This is a genomic window from Shewanella sedimentimangrovi (genome assembly GCF_017354965.1).
Taxonomy (GTDB): domain Bacteria; phylum Pseudomonadota; class Gammaproteobacteria; order Enterobacterales; family Shewanellaceae; genus Shewanella; species Shewanella cyperi.
On sequence record NZ_CP071502.1, the window covers coordinates 1267687 to 1287041 of the forward strand.

Annotated in this window: 16 protein-coding genes; 8 read left to right on the top strand and 8 right to left on the bottom strand. The window is 57.6% G+C overall.

The annotated features are described in order from the left end of the window. Nucleotides 1-60: 60 nt before the first annotated feature. The 4 genes from JYB85_RS05355 to JYB85_RS05370 all read right to left on the bottom strand — a co-directional run bounded on the left by JYB85_RS05355 (nt 61) and on the right by JYB85_RS05370 (nt 5874). A complete protein-coding gene (locus JYB85_RS05355) occupies nt 61-1398 on the bottom strand; it encodes a sensor histidine kinase (RefSeq protein ID WP_207381365.1) in 1338 nt (445 codons plus the stop codon). A 191-nt stretch (nt 1399-1589) separates the two neighbouring features. After that, entirely contained in the window at nt 1590-2258 is a 669-nt protein-coding gene (locus JYB85_RS05360) for a response regulator (RefSeq protein WP_207381366.1), read from the bottom strand. A gap of 204 nt (nt 2259-2462) precedes the next feature. After that, nucleotides 2463-3068 carry a hypothetical protein gene (locus JYB85_RS05365; protein WP_207381367.1) on the bottom strand — a complete coding sequence of 202 codons (606 nt, stop codon included), beginning with the start codon at nt 3066-3068 and terminating at the stop codon, nt 2463-2465. Nucleotides 3069-3210: 142 nt separating this feature from the next. Then, nucleotides 3211-5874, bottom strand: a complete 2664-nt coding sequence (locus tag JYB85_RS05370) for a YHYH protein (RefSeq protein WP_207381368.1) — start codon at nt 5872-5874, stop codon at nt 3211-3213. Between the two features lie 339 nt (nt 5875-6213). Between JYB85_RS05370 and JYB85_RS05375 the strand changes: the two genes are divergently transcribed. From JYB85_RS05375 to JYB85_RS05395, 5 genes are all read left to right on the top strand, one after another. Next, nucleotides 6214-6978, top strand: a complete 765-nt coding sequence (locus JYB85_RS05375; RefSeq protein ID WP_207381369.1) for an EAL domain-containing protein — start codon at nt 6214-6216, stop codon at nt 6976-6978. Nucleotides 6979-7330: 352 nt separating this feature from the next. Further along, on the top strand, nt 7331-7846 hold the full coding sequence (locus JYB85_RS05380) for a cytochrome P460 family protein (RefSeq protein ID WP_207381370.1): 516 nt from the start codon (nt 7331-7333) through the stop codon (nt 7844-7846). Nucleotides 7847-8038: 192 nt separating this feature from the next. Next, a complete protein-coding gene (locus tag JYB85_RS05385) occupies nt 8039-8644 on the top strand; it encodes a class I SAM-dependent methyltransferase (protein WP_207325705.1) in 606 nt (201 codons plus the stop codon). Between the two features lie 157 nt (nt 8645-8801). Continuing rightward, the gene (locus JYB85_RS05390; protein ID WP_207381371.1) at nt 8802-9434 is read left to right on the top strand and encodes a GNAT family N-acetyltransferase; all 633 of its coding nucleotides are present in this window, start codon (nt 8802-8804) and stop codon (nt 9432-9434) included. Between the two features lie 197 nt (nt 9435-9631). Then, nucleotides 9632-9931, top strand: a complete 300-nt coding sequence (locus JYB85_RS05395; protein WP_207381372.1) for a hypothetical protein — start codon at nt 9632-9634, stop codon at nt 9929-9931. A gap of 123 nt (nt 9932-10054) precedes the next feature. On the opposite strand, the gene JYB85_RS05400 is transcribed toward JYB85_RS05395, so the two are convergent. The 4 genes from JYB85_RS05400 to JYB85_RS05415 all read right to left on the bottom strand — a co-directional run bounded on the left by JYB85_RS05400 (nt 10055) and on the right by JYB85_RS05415 (nt 15272). Next, nucleotides 10055-10594, bottom strand: a complete 540-nt coding sequence (locus tag JYB85_RS05400) for a GNAT family N-acetyltransferase (RefSeq protein ID WP_207381373.1) — start codon at nt 10592-10594, stop codon at nt 10055-10057. Between the two features lie 304 nt (nt 10595-10898). Next, nucleotides 10899-11678 carry an endonuclease/exonuclease/phosphatase family protein gene (locus tag JYB85_RS05405; RefSeq protein WP_207381374.1) on the bottom strand — a complete coding sequence of 260 codons (780 nt, stop codon included), beginning with the start codon at nt 11676-11678 and terminating at the stop codon, nt 10899-10901. Between the two features lie 442 nt (nt 11679-12120). Then, complete coding sequence (ygjK, locus tag JYB85_RS05410) at nt 12121-14643, bottom strand: alpha-glucosidase (protein ID WP_324032859.1); 2523 nt, start codon at nt 14641-14643, stop codon at nt 12121-12123. A gap of 251 nt (nt 14644-14894) precedes the next feature. After that, nucleotides 14895-15272 (bottom strand): VOC family protein, encoded by a 378-nt coding sequence (locus tag JYB85_RS05415; protein WP_207381376.1) that lies wholly within the window; start codon nt 15270-15272, stop codon nt 14895-14897. Nucleotides 15273-15519: 247 nt separating this feature from the next. On the opposite strand from JYB85_RS05415, the gene JYB85_RS05420 reads away from it, so the two are divergent. The 3 genes from JYB85_RS05420 to JYB85_RS05430 all read left to right on the top strand — a co-directional run bounded on the left by JYB85_RS05420 (nt 15520) and on the right by JYB85_RS05430 (nt 19260). Next, on the top strand, nt 15520-17409 hold the full coding sequence (locus JYB85_RS05420; protein ID WP_207381377.1) for a serine hydrolase: 1890 nt from the start codon (nt 15520-15522) through the stop codon (nt 17407-17409). An 88-nt stretch (nt 17410-17497) separates the two neighbouring features. Then, a complete protein-coding gene (locus tag JYB85_RS05425) occupies nt 17498-18550 on the top strand; it encodes a sensor histidine kinase (protein ID WP_207381378.1) in 1053 nt (350 codons plus the stop codon). Beyond that, the gene (locus JYB85_RS05430; protein ID WP_207381379.1) at nt 18544-19260 is read left to right on the top strand and encodes a LytR/AlgR family response regulator transcription factor; all 717 of its coding nucleotides are present in this window, start codon (nt 18544-18546) and stop codon (nt 19258-19260) included. Before JYB85_RS05425 ends, JYB85_RS05430 begins: the two co-directional genes overlap by 7 nt. Nucleotides 19261-19355 lie beyond the last annotated feature (95 nt).

Below are 19355 nucleotides of genomic sequence, written 5' to 3' on the forward strand. Positions count from 1 at the left end.
CAGGAAAAATGCAAAAGGTGGGAGAGAGTCAGGAAAAAGTTGTACTAAAGTGTCACAGGCTTAATCCGCCAATGCCGGCAGGGTGATCACCATGCGCAGCCCCCCAAGGGGCGACTCGGAGGCCTGGATTTGACCCTGGTGCGCCAGGATGATGGACTTGGCCACGGATAAGCCCAGACCCGCGCCACCTGTGTCGCGGCTGCGGGAATCCTCAAGCCGGTACAGGGGCTCGAACAGGCGCTCAAGCCGGTCCGCCGCCACGCCGGGTGCACTGTCCTCCAGGGTGAGTATGATGGTTTCACCATGGCGACCAAGGCTGAGTCGGATGCTGCCCGGCGCTTGGGTATAACGCAGGCTGTTTTCCATCAACTTGCCGAGCGCCAGTTCGAAACTGGCTTCATCCAGGAGGGCGGGGCAGGGGGGATGGCTGCGGGCAAGGTCGAGGGAGAGTTGCAAGCCCTGGCCTGCGGCACTGCCCTGAAAGCGGGTTATCCAATGGGACAGGAAATCATGCAATTCCACCCGCACCGCATTGCCGTCGAGCCGGGTCTGGTCGAGCTTGCTGGCCCGTGACAGGTCCGAGATGAAGGCATCCAGTTGCTGCATGTGCTTGAGCAGCCACTCGATATTGGCGCTGCTGGGCGCCATGACCCCATCCTGCATGGCCTCCAGCTTCATTCTCAGCACACTGAGCGGAGTTCGCAGTTCATGGGACACATCAGTGAGCAGCTTTTCCTGTTTGGCCAGAGTGTCGAGCATCAAGGCATTGCGCTCCATCATCAGCCGCTGGGACTCACCATGGGAGCGTTGCAGCTCCTGATGGGCACGGTTGAGAGTCAACTCGCTGAAATAGCAGGTAAAGACCATGACCAGGGAGGCCAGTACGAAACGAATGAGGCTGACATGATTCCAGGCGCCATCCTGCCACAGCCCCAGATGGGTATAGGCCATGGCAAACAGCACCAGATAAAACACGGCCACCAAGGCAGTGCCCAGGGTCCGGCCATTGAGCATGAACACGAACACCGGCAGGAAGAAGGTCCAGATCAGGATGAAGTTTTCCGCCCGGCCCTGCCAGGCCAGGGCCCAAAGAAATACTATCAAAATCAGACTTATCTGCAGCGCCGTCGATTGCAGCACGCTTGCCTGCCGCTCCGCGGTCTGTCCCTGGCTGCGGCGCAGACGAATATAGGCCAGGGTGCAGGCCAGCAGCGCCACCACATCCAGTAAGGCGATGGGCCACATTCCCCGCAGCTGGTTGTAGAGGCTGAATACCAGCAGCAACAGGATAATGGCCAGCAGCAGGCCATGAAGCACTACCCGCTTGCGTCTGAGGTCAATATCGTCCTCGACAAGGGGGTGGCCTAATATGTGACTGGTACGCAGAAAATCGAACATTCCCTTACCTTGAGGATGCTTGCCGATACAAAAACACCACTGAGAGTGCAATAAAGCTGTTGATGCTAATGAGTAAAGCACAGCAATGTGCAGCGAATATGCAGAGTACCGAGATCCTGCCCCGGGCACGCGAATCCTTTTACCCTTTAACCCTTTAACCCTTTTACTTTTTAACCCTTTTACTTTTTTACCTAAGTTTCGAAGCGGTAGCCCAAACCATAGATGGAGCGGATCATCTCATCCGGTGACTCCAGCTGCGCCAGCTTCTTGCGCAGGTTGCGGATATGGCTGTCCACAGTGCGTTCCGACAGCACCCTGAAGTCGCTGTAGAGCAGGTCGAGAATTTGCCCCCGGGAATAGATGCGGTTGGGATGGCTGTAGAGCAGATGGAACAACCTGAATTCCAGCGCCGTCAGCAGCACCTTGTGATTGCCATAGCTGAGCGTCAGGCTGGACTCGTCCACAGCCAACTGCGGGCCCGCCGAGGTCAGGCGGCCGTCGAGTCGGCGCAGTACGGCCCGGACCCTGGCGGTCAGTTCACGGGCACTGTAGGGTTTGCAGACATAATCGTCGGCACCTGTATCCAGCCCCAGCAAGCGGTCCACTTCCTCCACCTTGGCCGTGGTCATTATGATGTGCACTTCGGAAAAGGCCCGCACTTCGCGGCAGATGCTCAGCCCGTCCTTGCCCGGCAGCATCAGGTCCAGCAGCATCAGGCTGGGGGCGTCGCTACGCACCGCCTCCACCACGGCATTGCCGTCGTTAAATACCCGGGTTTCCAATCCCTCGGCCTGCAGGTACAGCTGCATCACCTCGGCGATGTTTTTCTCATCTTCTACGATAAAAACCTTGTGTGTCATAAGCTTATCTTATTTCGTGAGGCTGGTCTTGACCGGTTCGGCATTCAGCCAAGTGGTCAAGTGTTTGCGCCGCCGCGGGCAATAACAGGATGCTAATGGATAATCCGCCCAAAGGCGAGGCGCAGCCTCTGTGGTGCCACAGAGATTAACTGCGCCTTTGGCCGGACGGCCCCGTCGCCTTGGGGTTGCTTGTCTCTGCTGCTATCAGTGCTTGAGCCCTATCTGCAGACTGCTGCCATCGGCCCCCGGGGTCAGGGTTTGGCTGCGTGGCTCGCTGTAGTTGGTCAGCACAGGCCCAAGGGCTGGTGGAAAGTGCACATCGAGCATTTCGGCCTTGGCGGCGCGCGGCATAAAGCCGTCGATACTAATCACCAAAGTCTGATAGTCCTCGTGCTCTGCTGGTCCATGAGTGTGCTCTTGCGTTTTAGGGGACGGAGGCAACAGGGCCTCGGCGATTTCCTCCTCCAGGCGCTGTTTCAGCTGCGCCTGGCTGGGGGCCCGGGTCTGGCGGCTGGCCAGGGACTGACCATCGATGGATATGGTCAGCTGCTCGGCAAAGACCTGCACCAGCTGGCGGTGAAACTCTGCCAGTTTGGCCTCATCGGCCACCAGGTGGGCGATTGATGGCGGCTTGCCCTGCCACTCCAGTTGGTGAAACAGTTCCGTCAGTGAGGTGGCCAGGGTAAGCGACAGGTGGTTGTGTTGCCTCAGGGTAATGTTGGCCGAGGTCATGTTGAGCCCATGGGCCCTGGCGTCTGTCATAGAGATCAGGCCACAGCAGAGGATGAGCAGCAGTGTTGTCTTCTTCATTCATTTTTTCTCCCAACTCATAGTGGCAGCGACTGACGGGCGCCTGTTGAGGACACCCGTTAGTGCCGCCTGCAACTTTTCGTCAGCGGCGACGCTGGTAACGGCACCGCTGTCAACGTCAGAGCTGTTAACGACAGTGCGATTAACGGCAGTGCGCTGTCACCAGGTCATTGCTGCCCGTGGTGTCGTTCTTGTCCAGCCGATAGCGGAAGCGGTAGCAATCCTTGCCTGCCTGGTAACCCGACTCGCCCGCGACCAGAGGCCGGTAGAGGATCATGGCGACGTTCCCGGCGGGAATATGGGTATTGTCCGCGCTCGGGGTTACCTCTATATAGGTCCAGGTGGCGCCATTCAGGCTGAGGGTGTCGTAGTCCGTCAATTCCACTTCGGTGCCGAAGGTGAAGTCTTGCAGACGCTCGTTTTCCCAGTGGGCCGCGACCGTTTGCATGGCCGTGGCCTGGCTGGCCTCGGCGCGATAGCAGCCTATGGTGTAGGGCGCGGTTTTTGAGGAGTAATACACATACTCGCTGCCGTCGCCGTGTAGATCGTAGCCGTTGCACTCATCCAGCGGCCGCTCACCGGTTTTCACCTTTTGCGGTCTGTAATCCAGTGACGTGTAGCGACCGCCGCCGTAATTGACCCCACCGCTGGTCAGCTGGCCGCCGCCGGTACCGAAGTACAGCGGAATGCCGTCAAACATGTAGGCCAGCGGCTTGGAGGGATCCTGGGTGTCCATCAAACACAGGGGCGCATAATGGTAGTGGTAGTCCTCACCGTTACCTGCGTGGGCACCGCATTGGTCCAGCTCACCCAGCAGCACTGTATCGCGGCTGCTGTAGTCCTGGCCCAGCTGCGCGACTTCGTCCGGGGCGTTCTCCTTGGCGTAGTGCAATATCGGCACGCCATCGACCGCTATGCCTATGGGATGGTGAATATTGAGGTTGCTGGCAGTGGTTGCCAGGTATTGGGGCACCAGGGGCACGGACCAGCTGGGCTGTTGCGGCAGTGGTACCCGGCCTATCCAGGATTGGGTGCCGACGTTGGCCTTGTCGACATCCAATTGCGAGCGATCAGGCAGGCCCACCAGGGTGTTCACCGTCATGGTGCTGCTGTCACAGCTGACCGACACCAGACCGGCATAATCCTCGAAGGCCGCCGACTTGGTGGCGCAGTCACTGGGGGTGCTGGAAGGTACATGAGCGTCGTTGTTGGGGTTATAGCGCACCCGGGTCATATGCAGACTGCTGCTGTCCAGCACCTTGCCCTCGATGGCGTTTTCCAGGGCGACCAGATCTGTGGTGCTGGCGGTTAAGCCCAGGCTGCCCACCGGGGCCGACAGGGCATAGAGGCTGAGGATATAGGTGTGCTCATCCGCCCCCTCGGAGCAGGGCGCGGAATACTGCTGCAGGCCGTTCACCGAGTTGATGCCGTACATCCCGGTGCTGTGGTCTCCCTCGCTCAAGGCCGTGGTGGTGGCCGGAATGTCGTACTGGATCTGATAAAAGTGAGCGCCGGCAAAGTCGGTGTCGCTCGGATTGGGGAAGCTGTACAAGGCCAGGGCAAACGACTGGGTGCCCTCAGGGGCATTTTCCCAGGACAGCGGCAACATCTTGCCATTGCCGGCACCCTCGCAGGTGGCGCTGAGCGGCAATATCAGCTTGGATTTCAGCGCCGGACTGCTCAGGAAAAAGTCCCCAGAGGAGCCGCCTGTGCCCGAGCTGCCTATGGTGGCCCGCACCAGCACCTCGTTATCCAGGATAAGGTTGCTGCTCCAGATAAACTGGGCGTCGCTCGCACTGTTATCGAACAGATCGGTAAATTGGGTGTAGGCCGGTTTATTGTCGACCCCAACCGTGGTGTTGCTGTAGCTGTAGGCGTTTGGCCAGAGCGAATCGTCAAAGTCGCTGGCGGCCCAGTTTTCCGGCACCGCCCAGTGGGCGGCGTATACCGAGGCTATGTCCGAGGGGGCCGTGGTGGCACAGCTGCTGCTGGCGCGCAGCCCGGCACTCTGGCTTAGGCAGCTAGTGTCCGTAATGGGGGCGGTATAGAAGGTTTGGGCCTTCCAGCTGCTGTCGGTCTTGCCTATGATGTTGCCGCTGGCATCCTTGAACAGGGCCACCATGCCGCCATCGCCGGGATGGAAGCTGCTGCCCTGGTTGTTTTCGGTGCCCGTGCCCAGGTTTTCTTCCCAATCCACCAGATGCATGGCCACGGTAAAGGGCTGCTTGACCCGAAAGCGCACTATGTTGGAGTTGAACTCGGTGAAGGGTACGGGATCCTTGGCGATGGCGGTGCCGTTCACATAGAGCTCGAAGTAATTGTCGGCGAAGATAAAGGCGCTTATCACCTCACCATCGGCGTCAATCTCCACTATGTCACTGCCGTCCAGGGCTGCGATAGCGGCCGCCGAATTGGCATAGCTGTGACCCGACACATAAGCATTGTAGAGATCGCTGGCCATGGGCACAGTGCTGTCCTGATAACGCACCTCGGCCGGTACCAGCCAGGAGCCGCCATCGCCATCGAAGCTGCGCCCCAGCGCGGCCACCCGGCTTCCTGCCGGGAACAGGTTGGCCAATTCCACGCTGGCCAGCCCCTGGGTCAGGGTTGGGCTGTCGCTGCTGCCGCTGCCACCAGTACCACCGGTTCCGCCCGTGCCACCTGTACCGCCCGTGCCACCAGTACCGCCGGTTCCGCCGGTGCCACCCGTGTTGCCGTTATCGGGGGCCGGGCTGCTGCCATCGCCTCCGCCACAGGCGGTCAGTACCGCCGCCATCACCAGGGGAAAGAGTAATTTTCTGGACATGGACCACCTCTACTATGCTGTTGAGATTCAGTTGCTATTCAATGGCGGCAAGTTTGCACTTGCGCATAGGTGCACTCTAAGGCGGGAATATGCAGGAAAAATGCAGCGACGCAGTTTGTCGCAATTTATCTGCCGGGCTGTTTATTGTTTAACAGGGATAGTCATAGTCGGTGGACCTATGCCTGTCGGATAGCGGTCCCGCTTGGCCAGCCTCTCCCTCGACCTGGGTTTGACGGCTATAATGAATAGTTGTTGGCATTGGAAGTAATTGATTTTAAGCTGGATCTCATTCGGCTGTGTTTATTGGAAAAGTGCGTTCAGACCCACAGGAGACTTAAGATGGAGGAGATCAAGATGAACCAGGAGTGGTCGACCTGCGGGAACTGCGTAAACCGGGAGCAGCTGGGTTTTGATTTCACCATGGCATTTCAGCCCATCATCAATGTGGCCACTCAAACGGTGTTTGGTTACGAAGCCCTGGTTCGCGGCCTGAACAATGAGTCCGCCTTCTCGGTGATATCCAGGGTCACGGATGAAAACCGCTATTTGTTTGATCAGCTCTGTCGGGTCAAGGCCATTGCCCTGGCGTCAAAGCTCGGCATAGATTGCATGCTGAGTATTAATTTTCTTCCAAATGCCATCTATAAGCCCGAGCGCTGCATTCGTACCACCCTGGCATCGGCCAAAGAATACGGCTTTCCACTTGAACGGATCATGTTTGAGTTCACCGAGGTGGAGAAGATTGAGGACAGCGACCACATCAAGAACATTGTCAGCTACTATCAGTCGCTTGGATTTAAGACCGCCACGGATGATTTCGGCTCCGGTTATTCGGGCCTGAACCTGCTGGCGGATTTCCAGACCGATATTATCAAGCTGGACATGGGGCTTATCCGCCATATCGACAGTGACAGGGTGCGCCAGACCATAGTCAGCCACTGCCTGCAGTTATTTCGCAGCCTGAATATCACCCCTCTGGCGGAAGGCATTGAAACCCTGGCCGAATATCACTGGTTGCGGGACGCCGGAGTTGAGTTGATGCAGGGATACCTGTTTGCCGCCCCGGGATTCGAATCTCTGCCCGAGATTAATTTTGTAGCCTGATGGCCTTTTACTCTGCGCTACACCAATCAGAGCTTATGCGACACTGTTTTCAGAGAATCAAGATGCTGTTGCAGTGACCTAAAGACCCACCTTCAACTCGCCCTGAGCGAGTAGCCTTTTAGCCATTCTTACTCTTTCGCCCCAAACGGAATATTTCGCTCCAAACAGGTTATTTGTCCCCTAGCCGCGTATTTCCTTCGGCATGCTGGCGTCACAGCCGATTTTTTCCATACTGATAGCTATTACCAGGCCAATATGACCCATTCCAAAGTAAACCGCTGCCGCCGTCACGCTGGCATGATTTGACCGGGACGGCTAGTGTCAGCGTATTGAATCAACTGGAGAAATCAGCATGGATATTCGTAAATCAATAGTATCGGTCCTGGTTGTGGCCGCCTCAGGCGCCGCGAGTGCGGCCGACAGCACCCATGAGGCCTCCCATTCCATTGCCTATCCCACAGGCTGGCAGAATTGGTCAACCATAGGGATATCACACAGAACGGATAACAATACCCTGAGGGTGATACTCGGCAACGAGATTGCGGTCGCCGCCGCCCGCGCCGGCCAGATCAATCCCTGGCCTGATGGCGCCATCCTTGGCAAGGTAGTGTGGAAGGACACTGAGCTGGCAAACTGGAAAGCGGCCACGGCCCCGGGGGCCTTTGTCCATGCCGAGTTTATGTTCAGGGACTCGGCAAAATATGCCGACACCTATGGCTGGGGCTGGGCCCGCTGGGTGGGCCTGGAGCAAAAGGCCTTCAACGAAGGGCCGCAGGTATGTATCGCATGCCACACTCCGGTGAAGGACAGGGATTGGGTGTTCACCGACCCCGCCGCTTTCCCGGCAATGGTCCCGGCTTCTGAGTAGCGCCGGACCTACTTGTTGTTTTGGCATAGTGTATGTCCCTGGGCCGAGGAGCCCATCGGCATATTGCCTCTGGCACCACGGTTGTCTTTTATTTTTGTCCTGACATCTGACATCTGACATCTGACATCTGATATCTGACATCGGATGCTATTAATCCCCACGTGGCGGCGTTAGACGACAAAGGAGAAAGCTATGAACTGGAAATTTTCATATGCAATTGGTTTTCACCCTTGGGAGGATACAGACCAAGAATTTTCCCAGTCTTTGGCATCGCTTCTCGAACGCGAAGAGGAAGGGCGTGCGCCTCCTTACGGACGTGCCTTGGATGTAGGCTCCGGGAGTGCCATCTGGGGTATCGAGCTGGCTAAACGGGGCTGGGATGTTACTGGCGTAGAACTCGTGGACAAGGCCCTGGAACGGGGGCGTGAGCGGATTCAGAATGCTGGCGTGGAAATGAAACTGTTGAAGGGGGACGTTACCCGCCTTTCAGAAACTGAAGTAGGTACCGGGTTCCGGCTTATCCTTGATACCGGCACCTTTCATGACTTCGACACAGATCAGCAGAAAGGAATGGCCCGCAGCATTGACGCGCTGGCCGCCAAGGATGCCACAGTTATTTTACTGTGCTGGCCGAGGCGTATTCGCCCCTTGATCCGGGGGGTAAGCCGCGAAGAAATCGAGGCTGCCTTTACAGGTTGGCGGATCACTGACGTGGAGCCGTCCTTCTTCAAACTTCCACCACCATTGGAATGGGTGCTGCGCCCGGATGAGCACTGGTACCGTCTGCAGCGCGCATGAGGTTGATGCGCCGTCTAACAACCGGTTGCAGCGGGTCGCCCCTGAACCGGGGCGTTATTCCAAAACTCTAAATCCGACTCCAAGCCCTCGTTTGCCTTCCTTTCCCTCCAGGCGTAACCTGCGAAGCAGTTGCCAACCCCGACAGGAATACAGTCTTATGTCTGCCGAAGCAAACCAGCATTCTGAATTAAAGCCTTTGGTATTTCACACTCCAAGATTGCAGTTGGCTGAGTTGACTGCAGATGGGCTTGCTGTTGCTGGGTTGACTGCCGCATCCGCCGCTAAGGTCGGGGCGGATGCGTTGCTGAGTCGCATTCTTGCACTCTTTACCCCGGCGGTGATTGTGCATTTGCCGCCTTACTTCGCCAAGGTGCAGGACCTTGCCAGCGCTAAGGCCTGGTTGGAGCGCATGTTGGTCGAAAGCCGTTTACTGACCGTGACTCTTATTGACGACTTGGGAAAAACGAAGAGCTCTCCCTTGATTGGCTTCCTGTTTATCTATGAGCAAGCAAGGGAGGAAGCCCAAGCGCCGGGGTACGATGCCCACTTGGGCTATCTGTTGGGGGAAGAATATTGGGGCCAGGGCCTGGCCAGTGAATTGCTGACGGGGCTGCTCTCCTGTGCCCATCAGAATAAAGACAGTCTGGGCTGGCAGCGCTTGGTCGCCGGTGTGGGCATGGATAACCCGGCGTCATCCAGAGTGCTGGAAAAAGCGGGTTTCCGGCTTTGTCCGGACATAGATGCAGAAGCCGCGCCCGGGGTGCTGTTTTACTACTATTCACTAAGCTGAGGCTCTGTCCGGAGCTGACCTTTTCCTTGAGCTGAGGCTCTCCCCTGAACTGTCGCTTCCACAGTGCTGACGTTTCCGGCGCGCACTGCTGAATCTTAAATTGGACAACATAAGTCTGAAAATCAACAGATTGCTTGTTGCGCTCGGCCTTGCTTGTTAGGGTGTGATTTCACCCGAGCGAATCAAGGAACCTTATTATGGAAAGCCAAACAATCAAATCCACTGTGGCTGCGGTGCAAAATGGCGTGGCGCGGGCAGATGGCAAGCTGTCGTTGACCGTATCGGATTTGAGTTTCGTGCCCTACAACACCCAGTTGGGCCTCGGGCCCTACAGCATCCCCCGTGGAGAGATAACCAAGGTGGAAAAGTGCCTCGGTAAGGGTGGCGGTATTATGCCCGTGACCCGGGATGCGCTGCGGATCACCCTGGACGGCGGCAAACAGTTTGAGTTTATCCTCGCCAATCCCGAAGACTGGCTGGCGCTGTTATCAGCGTGAAGTGAACGCTTGTGCCAAGCGCCAGTTCCTCACCGAAAGAGCCTGGCTATCCGGGCGGCTGAAGCCAGGGCGCTGTCAAAGCGCCTTTTTCTTTTATCACCCTGTGTTTAAAGCATCTTTCTTTTAAATCGCTTTGGTCATAAAACGGCTGAAGGGGTCATCACTGTAGTCGCCGAAAGGGCCGCAAAACTCGAAGCCGTGGGCCAGATACAGGCCCTGTGCCGGCAGGAAGAAGTCCACCGAGCCCGTTTCCAGGTACAGGCGGCGAATACCGCGCCGGCGGGCATCCTCCAGCAAATGACGCAGCACGGCCTTGCCGAGACCGCGGCCACGGAACTGGTTGGCGCAGCGCATGGATTTCAGCTCTGCGTCTGTGTCCGAGAGCTGCTTGATGGCGCCGCAGGCGGCGAGTACTTCCCCCATGTTTCTTACGTCTGCATCTTTTCCTGAAACAGCATCGCCCTTGAGCCACAGGGCAAAGAGGCGGATATCCGGGCCCTGCAAGCGCTCAAGATTGAGGGCATGAACGCTGCCCGGTGGCGAGTTGGCGTGCATATCGGCAAGGTGTTCCTGCAGCAGCGCCGTCAGTGCCTCAAGGGGCGCCGGTTTGTTCTTATTGCTGAAGTTGTCCTTGTCGCTGAAATCAAACTGGCGAATTTCCATGGGTTTTCCTGTATTGAATTTCCTATGACCGCAGGTCAAAGCAAACCCCGGGCCATTCATTTCGCGATTGATTTTATTGGTATTTCCTTTCGTTGCCTAAACCGGATGCACAGCCAAAGGGAAGGGCGCTGCACCTTAGTGGTGCAGCTCATGGTTCAAGCTGTTCAGGCGACTTAAATGATATAGCTGTGCTGGCTCCAGTAACGACAGCAGTCAGGATTTGGAATTGGCCTGCTTATCTGTGTGACTCTTGGCAGATTTGTCCTCAGCCACAGCCTTAGCCCTGTGCAGGCCTTATCCCGGTTTATTGACCAATCTTGAACTCGGCATAGATGGGCCTGTGGTCCGATGCCATTTGCTCGTCGATAACGGAGTGCTTTATTTCGGAGAGTTGCATTCCCCTGGTGAGGAAAAAGTCTATTTCTTGCTCAGGCTTATCCGAAGGCCAGGTCTTTTGCTGCTGCTTGTCCATGATGTGCCAGCCAGCTCGGGTCAGTTGCTCCAAAGAGGCATCGCTGGGCTCGCCGTTAAAATCCCCCGCCAGGATCACAGGGTTGTCATTGTGTGCCAGAGCCTTGAGCAGGGCTGATACCTGCTCAGTGCGGATAGATTCATCGGTCCAATCGTTGTGTATTCCGACAAAGGATAAGGGCTTGGCAAGCCCCGGGACGCTGACCTTGATTTCCAGTGCGCTGCGTGGCTCTGCACCCTCCGGCAGCGGGTGAGTCTCAGTGTCACGGATGGGTAAGCGCGACAACACCGCCATGCCGTATTCGCCCCCCTGAAGGTCCATAAAACTGGCGAATCTGTGCTCCATTCCCAGTAAGCGGCCGAGCTCTGCGGCAATGTCCAGCTTGTTGCTGCGTTCTACCCCTTTATCGACTTCCTGTAAGGCCACCAGATCCGGTTTGGCTTGGGCTATGACCTCGGCAATACGCTTTAAATCCAGCTTATTGTCCATGCCCACACCATGGCGGATGTTGTAGGACACCAGGCGCAGCTCTGTGTGAGCGCCGGTTTGAGTGTCGGCCGCCAAGCTGTTTTGTGTCAGTGGCAGCAGCACAATTGCTGTTAAAAAGCGCATGTTTCCTCCTTGAGTTGTGATTGGATTTCCCGGTGACTGTTTTTCTTCGAGATTGTTTTTCTTCGAGATTGATATTTTCGCCTATCTAGCTGGGCCTGCGCCGCTTGAGACCCGAATCTCTGCACGACATCGGAATGCATTAATGTCGTGGTAAAGGCGATGAAAAAGTACTCAGGCATCCTAAATTGAAGTTGGCATCAGCACAACGCTTGCTCTTTAAATCAACATCTTGAAGGGCCGGCGAGACGTTATAAAACTCTCTGTTAAACCCGCTTTTCCGACACGGGATGGATTTTGACATCAGCATCAAGCCCACTGTGTGTTTGGGGGGAGGCTGAATTTGCGCTGTTGAAATTTGGATAAAGGGCGTGCACGGCCTGCAACCCTATCCGAATGGATGTTGTTGGCAGGCCGTGTTTGAAACAGATAGATATTGATTTTATTACTGGATCTTATTGGTCGTCTGAGCCTCAGCCGCAGCCGATTCCCGGTACCAGAGATACAGGTGGGCGGCGCTCCAGCTGAAGTTGGTGGCCCCCTGCATCTCGCCGGTCAGGGGATGGTAGTTCTCGCGGATGGGAGCAGAGCCCTTAAGCGCCTCGGCGTTGCTGAGCAGCTTGGCGGTGAGCGCCCTGGCATCCTCCAAAAAGCCGTAGCGGGCCAGGCCCGAGACACCGAAATACCACTGATCCAGCCACACCCGGCCGCGCCAGTAGCTGTGGGGATCGAAGGCCGGTGCCGATTGGGCAGCGGTGCCCAGGGGCACAGGGGTGTTGAAGGCTTTAGGATCCAGCATACTGCTGCGCACCGCCTGTGCCTGAGATGGACCGGCAACCCCTGTCCACAGTGGGCTCCAGCCCTCGGGGCCCATGCCGCGGCGGGTCAGCAGTTTGCCGCTGCCAAGTTCCCGGTCGTAGTAAAAGCCGGATTCGGAATCGAAAAAGTCGCTGTTTATCCGCGCCGCCAGCGCCTCGGCATCCCTTTGCCAGTTGGCGGCGGCCTGCTTATCGCCGAGCAGCGCTGCCATTTGCCCCAGCAGCGCCTTCTCCTGGGCCAGATAGGCGTTCAGCTCCACCGATTCCTGATCTATGGAGTAACCCACCAGCTTGCCGCCATGGCGGTTTTCCACAAAGCCCGGCAACCAGTCGCGGCGGGCCCGGGTCAGATCGCCGCCATAATATTTGGCCGCATAGGCGCTCAGCTGGCTGTCATCGATAAAGCCGAAACGGGCGGCGTTATCCATGCCGGACTCCCAGCCCGCCGCCTGTTGGGCCGGGCTTTCCAGGGCCTGATAGTCCTGGCTTTGGGCCAGTGTGCGGTAGTCATCCAGCCCGGCACACTCAAGCCAGCCATCCTCTAATGGCTGGCAGCCCGCAGGCACTGTGCCCTTGGGTTTGAGGTAGAAGCGCATCCTGCCTTCGCTGTCCTGATGGGCCAGGTGCAGGGCGGCGCCGTATTCCGCCAGGCCATTGCCGTCGTGATCCCGGTTGCGATACCACCAATTGTGGTAGGCCACCAGTTTGGGGTACATCTCGCGGATAAAGGCCTGATCGTCACGCAGATACCACACGGCCCAGGCCGCCAGCGGCGGCTTGCTGTTGCGCTCGTTCCAGTTTTCGCCGCTGCCGCCCCTAAGCGGATCGCGGTTATAGAATACTGTATCTATTATCATGCCCGCGTCCTGGGGCCGCAGCGTATCGTCCGCCTGAATCTGGTAATCAAACAGGGCGCGGATCTGATTCTTCGCCAGCTCGGGGGCGAAATAACTCAGGGCGGCGGCGTGTTTCCAGCTGTCCCAGGCCCAGGCGCCGTCGAAGGAGCGGGCGGTAAGCGAAGGGGTTACGGCATCATGCAGCAGGGCTCCGGCGGGGCTGCGCCAGTTGCCAAGCAGGGTTTCCAGGCTTTTCTGTGCCAGTGACTGCGGCAGGTAGCTGTTCAGTTCGGGCATGCCCTGGTTCAGGTAAGCGCGCCAGCGCTCGCTGCTTTGCTGCCACAGGGCCGCAAGCCTGTCCTCTGTCATCCCTAAATCCCAAGACTCTGCCTCATCCGGGCTCAAGGTATAGCGCTCGCGGCTCCAGATAAGCCGTGACTCAGCGGCGTTTAAGGTCAGTTCACTGCGACTGAGATAGCCCAGTTCGGTCACAGAGCTGTTGCTGGCCAGACTGCGACTGATGTCCAGCCCTGCACCGGCAGTGAAATAGCCGGTAAAGCCCTGTTGCAGTTCGGGAAAGCTCAGCCTGAGCCCGCCGGGTGTGGGCTGCCATGAAGGGACCTTGTCGGCAGGCCAGAGAGGTCCCTTGTTCTGATTCAATCGATTCAATAGCTCGCCGCGCCACTCCAGCGTCAACGGCAGGGGCTTATCGCCTGTGTTGATAAGCTCGGTACGGATAAGGGCGCTGCGGCCATCGACGAAGCGCAGCGCCAGCTTGAGCGTCAGTTCCGGCCAGCTGAAACGCTGGCGCAGCTCACCGGCGCAAGCCTGCATCTGGCTGTCGGCACTGGCAAAGTCCAGGGGGCGGCCATTAATACTGGGGTGCAGTTGCTCCAGCATGGGGGCGAGATAGAGGCTGAATTCCTGGGCCACTATCAGGGGGCCGCTGAATCCCGCCTTGGGGCTTTGCGGCAGCAGATAGCCGTGCCAGGCGCCGGCATCGGCCAGGGGATTGAAGGCCTGGTTGCCGTAACTGTCAAACTGCTGCATCAAACTGGGCTCACCACTGCGGTCGAGGACGCTGGGCGTGCATTCCCCGGTTTGGGCCTTAGTTGCAGTCAGGGCCTGGGCTTTTACTGGAGATTGGGTTTGAGCCTGGGCTTTTGCATGAGCTTGCGCAGTGCCTGCCAATGTGGACAGCACTGCGAGCGCGCACAGCAGGGCGGCACTTTTCGGACGAAATAGGCCCGGAGTAGGTATAGGGTAACGGCGAGGGAAGAGTGTCTTGGCGATTGGCATTGGGCATACGTTCATTTTTGAAATTGCATACAAACTGCAATCTTGGGACGGGCTTGTCAATAGTCGGGGGGTATTCGCTAAGCCAGGCTTAAAAAACCGGAAGTCAGAAACCGGAAGTCTTAAACAAGAAGTCTTAAACAAGAAGTCTTAAACAGGAAGTCTTAAACAGGAAGTCTTAAACAGGACTGGAAAAGAAAGTGGGGCGCTAAGGGGCGCGGCGCCCGCAGGCGCCGCTTGGGTGGCTTTTTATTCAGGCATGAGGATCATCAAGGCCTTTCATTGGCAGAGCAAAACCACAGCTTGTTGCCCTCGCTGTCGAGGAAGCTGCCGAGCAGGTAATACTCTTCCATCGGCACCACAGGGTCGGCAATGGTCACATTGCGCTCCCGCAGGAAGGCCTCGGTATCAGGGGCATAGTCGCACAAAATGGTCAGCCTGGGATTGGGCTCGGCCGTCGGTTTGCCATACCAGTCATCCTTGAGCATCAGCATCAGATCCCCCAGGGCATAGCCCCTGACCTCGCCGTGCTCCGACACAGTATCCAGCCCCAACACCTCGCCATAAAAATGCCGGGCCCGGGCCATGTCCGTAACCGCCAGGGCGATAACCTTTACCGCCTTCAACCCATGGGAAACACTGCTCATTTGTTGTACTCCAGATTGGGGGAGGGATCTTAAGTATAGGCCCGTCCAGGATCGCAGGGTGCTCCGGTTAGGCGTCAGGCCTGGCCGACCAGCCGGTTATTTTCCGGAGACGAGTGATGCGGGGGGATGGCGGCATTTATCCATCATTACAGGCATTTATCACGGCTTGTCTTCGTTCATCCCAAAAGCGGCGCCGCCCCGGATGCCGGGCCATAGACTGGCCCTGTACTCAAACCGGAGACCCCAGATGAACATCCAAAAACGAAAAACTGCCTTTCTGCCAACCCTGTATCCCCAAGTTGTGGCCCAGGCGCTGTTGCTGGCTTGCGCAATCAGCGGTTGGGTGCCGCAGGCCCAAGCAGCATCAAGTCAAATCGCGCCCACTAAAGCTGCCTCCTCTGTCAGGGCCGAACAGGCTCGCAATGCCCTCGCCAACCTGGGGCCGGAAATCGAGACCCTGGTTAAGGAAATGCAGATCCCCAGCATCGCCATAGGTGTGGTGGTGGATGATGAGGTGGTGCTGGCACAGGGCTATGGCTTTCGCGATGCGGCCAAGCAGCTCAAGGCCGACAGTCAAACCCTGTATCCCATAGCGTCGAGCACCAAGCCTTTTACCGCCTTTGCCGCAGGGACTTTGGTGGATGTCGGTAAACTTGACTGGGATGGTCCTGTACAGGGTTACTTGCCCCAGTTCCGCCTCTATAGTCCAGAACTGACCAACCGGGTGACCATGCGGGATATCTTGTCCCACCGCACTGGTATTCCCCGTCACGATCTGGTGCACGCCAATTACCCGGAGATGACCCGCAGTGAGCTGCTGAGTCGCCTGCCTTATCTTAAACCGGCGCACCCGCTGCGCGAGCGCTGGGAATACTCAAACCTGATGTACGCCGTTGCCGGTCATGTGCTGGAACAGCTGTCCGGCAACAGCTTCGAAGCCCTGGTTAAAGAACAGGTATTGCAGCCCCTGGGGATGAAGGCGAGTCACATGTCTATCCCCAAGCTGAAGCAGCAGAGCAACCGGGCGCTGCCCTATGACGAGCAGGATGGCAAGCTGAGCCCCACTGATTACTATCCCATGCAGCTGGGCCAGCCCGCCGGCGGACTGGTATCCAATGTGGAGGATATGACCCGTTGGCTCAGAGTCAACCTCAGTGGTGGCAAGCTGGACGGCAAACAGATTATCAACCCCACCACCCTCAGCGAATTGCACAAGCCCCAGGTGCTGATCAGTCAATGGCCCATAGATGCCGACTATGGTACCGCCAGCTATACCCTGGGTTGGTTTCACCAGGCCTACAAGGGCCATCAGGTGCTGTTTCACAGCGGGCGCATTGAAGGCTTCGCCAGCAATGTCAGCCTCTATCCCTATGACAACACAGGCATAGTGGTGATGATCAACAAGTACCTGAGTTCCAGCGTGGCAGAGCAGATAAGCCAGCACATAGCCGACAAGCTGCTATTTGCCGAGGATGCCGAAAAGGATCAGCGCCTGAGCCGACTGGCGGCCGGTTATAAGCGCCGTCAGGCTGCGTTGCAGGGCGTAAGCGCGCAGGTGCTGCCCGACTTCAATCCGGTCAGGCCCCTTGGCGAGTATGCCGGACGCTATTTTCATCCCGGCTACGGTGAGCTTAAGGTGTCGGTGCAGCAGGATCGGTTGCAGCTCAGGCTTAACGAGGTGGATACCGCGTTTGCCCCCAGCAATGTGGATCTGTTCACCGGTTTGACGGGGGCCGCCAAACCCTATTTGGCCCAGGTCAAATTGCAATTCCATGGCGACAGCGAAGGCAGGGTGTCGGCCCTGTCTCTGGATCTGGAACCTGCCAGCGGCGAGCGCGTTTTGTTTCAGCGCCGGGATGAGCTGCAGATGGAGTCGGATGAATACGCCACCAGGGTCAGCGGGCGCTACCAGGCCCAGGGGCGGGAGTTTGTGGTCAGTCGTCAGGGCAAGGGGCTGGTGCTGTCCCTGTCAGACAGTCAGCATTTCGAACTGGAGGCGGATAAAAACCACAGATTCAGTCTCAAGGGCTTGCAGCAGGTAGCTGTGCAATTTGTGTTTGACGCCAAGGGCGAGGTCGGCACCATGAAGTTTTTCCAGGGGCCCCGCAGCATAGAGGCCATACGCAAGGGCGAATGAGGCCAAAATTGGCCTTTATGGATGGAAAATGACGCGAGGCCTTGGCCCCGTTTCAGCAAATTTGGTATTCACTTGGGGATACGGCACAATGCAAGTCTTTGACATAGTTGAGGGATATAGGGTGGACAGGCAAGTCGAGGGCAATGATGGCAATCTCTTCTGGCGTTATCAGCTCTTGGGCTGGGGGGCCTTTGGTCTGCTGCTGGGGCTGCTGCACAGTTTCAACGGCGGCCTTGGGGCCGACGACGTCGCTTATATTGCCGCTCAGCTGTTCAGTGGTGTGCTGCTGACCTGGCTGCTGCGTTTCCTGTATCGCTCTTGCGCCCGCCAAACCTGGCCCCCCATAGCGCTGCTCGGGGTGGCGCTGCTCAGTTGCCTGGCCTTGATGCTGCTGGCCGGCAGCCTGGAATACCTGCTGCTGGCGTTCACGCCCTGGGCCGTTGTCTGGCGCCCCGATGGCCAGTTGCTGGTGGCGGCCTTGTTGTGGTCGCTGGCCTATTTCGTCGTCGGTGCCGAGCTGTCCCGCCGCCGTCAGCAAGCCATGCAGCTGGCATTGGAGCGTCAAAGGCTGGATACCTTGCTGGCCCAACTTGAGCCCCACTTTCTGTTCAATGCCATCAACAATATCCGTGCCCTGATCCTTGAAGATCCTGCCACGGCCCGCACCTTGCTCGGCGAATTCAGTGCCCTGTTGCGCTACGTGATGCACGAACATCGCGATACCGTGCCCATGGCGGACGAGTTGGCCATGGCGGATAAATACCTGGCTCTGCAGGCGTTGCAGTTTGAAGACAGATTGGAAGTGACCAAGACCTTGGAACCGGCACTGTCGCAACTGGAGTTGCCGCGCATGGCACTGCAACTACTGCTGGAAAATGCCGTTAAGCACGGCATTAGCCAAAACCCACAAGGAGGGCGCATCGAACTGCTGGCCCGGGTTGAGGGCGACAGGGCGCTAATCGAAGTCAGTAACAGTGGCGAGCTGGCACCCAAGCCGGCGGAGTGCAGCGGCCTGGGACTTGAAAACCTGCGCCAGCGACTGGCGCTGCAATACGGTAACAGGGCCAGGCTGACGCTGAGCGCCACCGAGGGCATGGTCAAGGCCCAAATCGCCATCGAAGGAGGTGCGATTCAGTGTTAAGCGTAATGATAGTGGAAGACTCGCGTCTGGCCCGACTGGAACTCAGTACCCAATTGCAGGCCTTTTCCGATGTGCAACTGGTGGCCCAGGCAGCCTCTGTAAACCAGGCCCAGCAGGAAATAGTCAACTGTCGACCTGATGTGTTGTTTCTCGACATCAACCTGCCGGGTGGCGACGGGTTCTCCTTTCTCGAATCTCTGCCGCAGCCGCCACTGGTGGTCTTTACCACGGCTTACAGCGAGCATGCCCTCAAGGCCTTCGAGGTCAATGCCGTCGACTATCTGCTCAAGCCCATTGAGCCACAACGTCTTGCGGCGGCGTTGCAAAAATGCCGTCAGCAACTGGCACCACAGCGCAGCAGTCCCCAGTTGCCCAAGGGCGGGCAGGCGAGATTCTTTATCAAGGACGGTGAGCAGTGCCACCTGGTGCAGCTCGACCAGGTGCGCTACTTCCAGGCGGTGGGCAATTACTGCCAGGTGTATTTTGCCGGCAAACACCCCATGATGCTCAGCTCCCTGAACCGGTTGGAGGAGACGCTGGATCCCGAACTTTTCTTTCGCGCCAACCGCCATCAGCTGATCAACTTAAACGCCATAGCCAATATAGCGCCGACCTTTCACGGTCGCTTACTGGTGACCCTGAGTTGCGGCACCGAGATAGAACTGTCCCAACGCCAAAGCAGCAAGCTCAGACAGGTGCTGAGCCTGTAATCTGCTGGTGGCCCCAAGGGCTCGGGGGACTGGCTTGGTGCACAAAAAAACACCCGCGAATGCGGGTGTTTTAGTATCGGTTAACCGTGCGACTG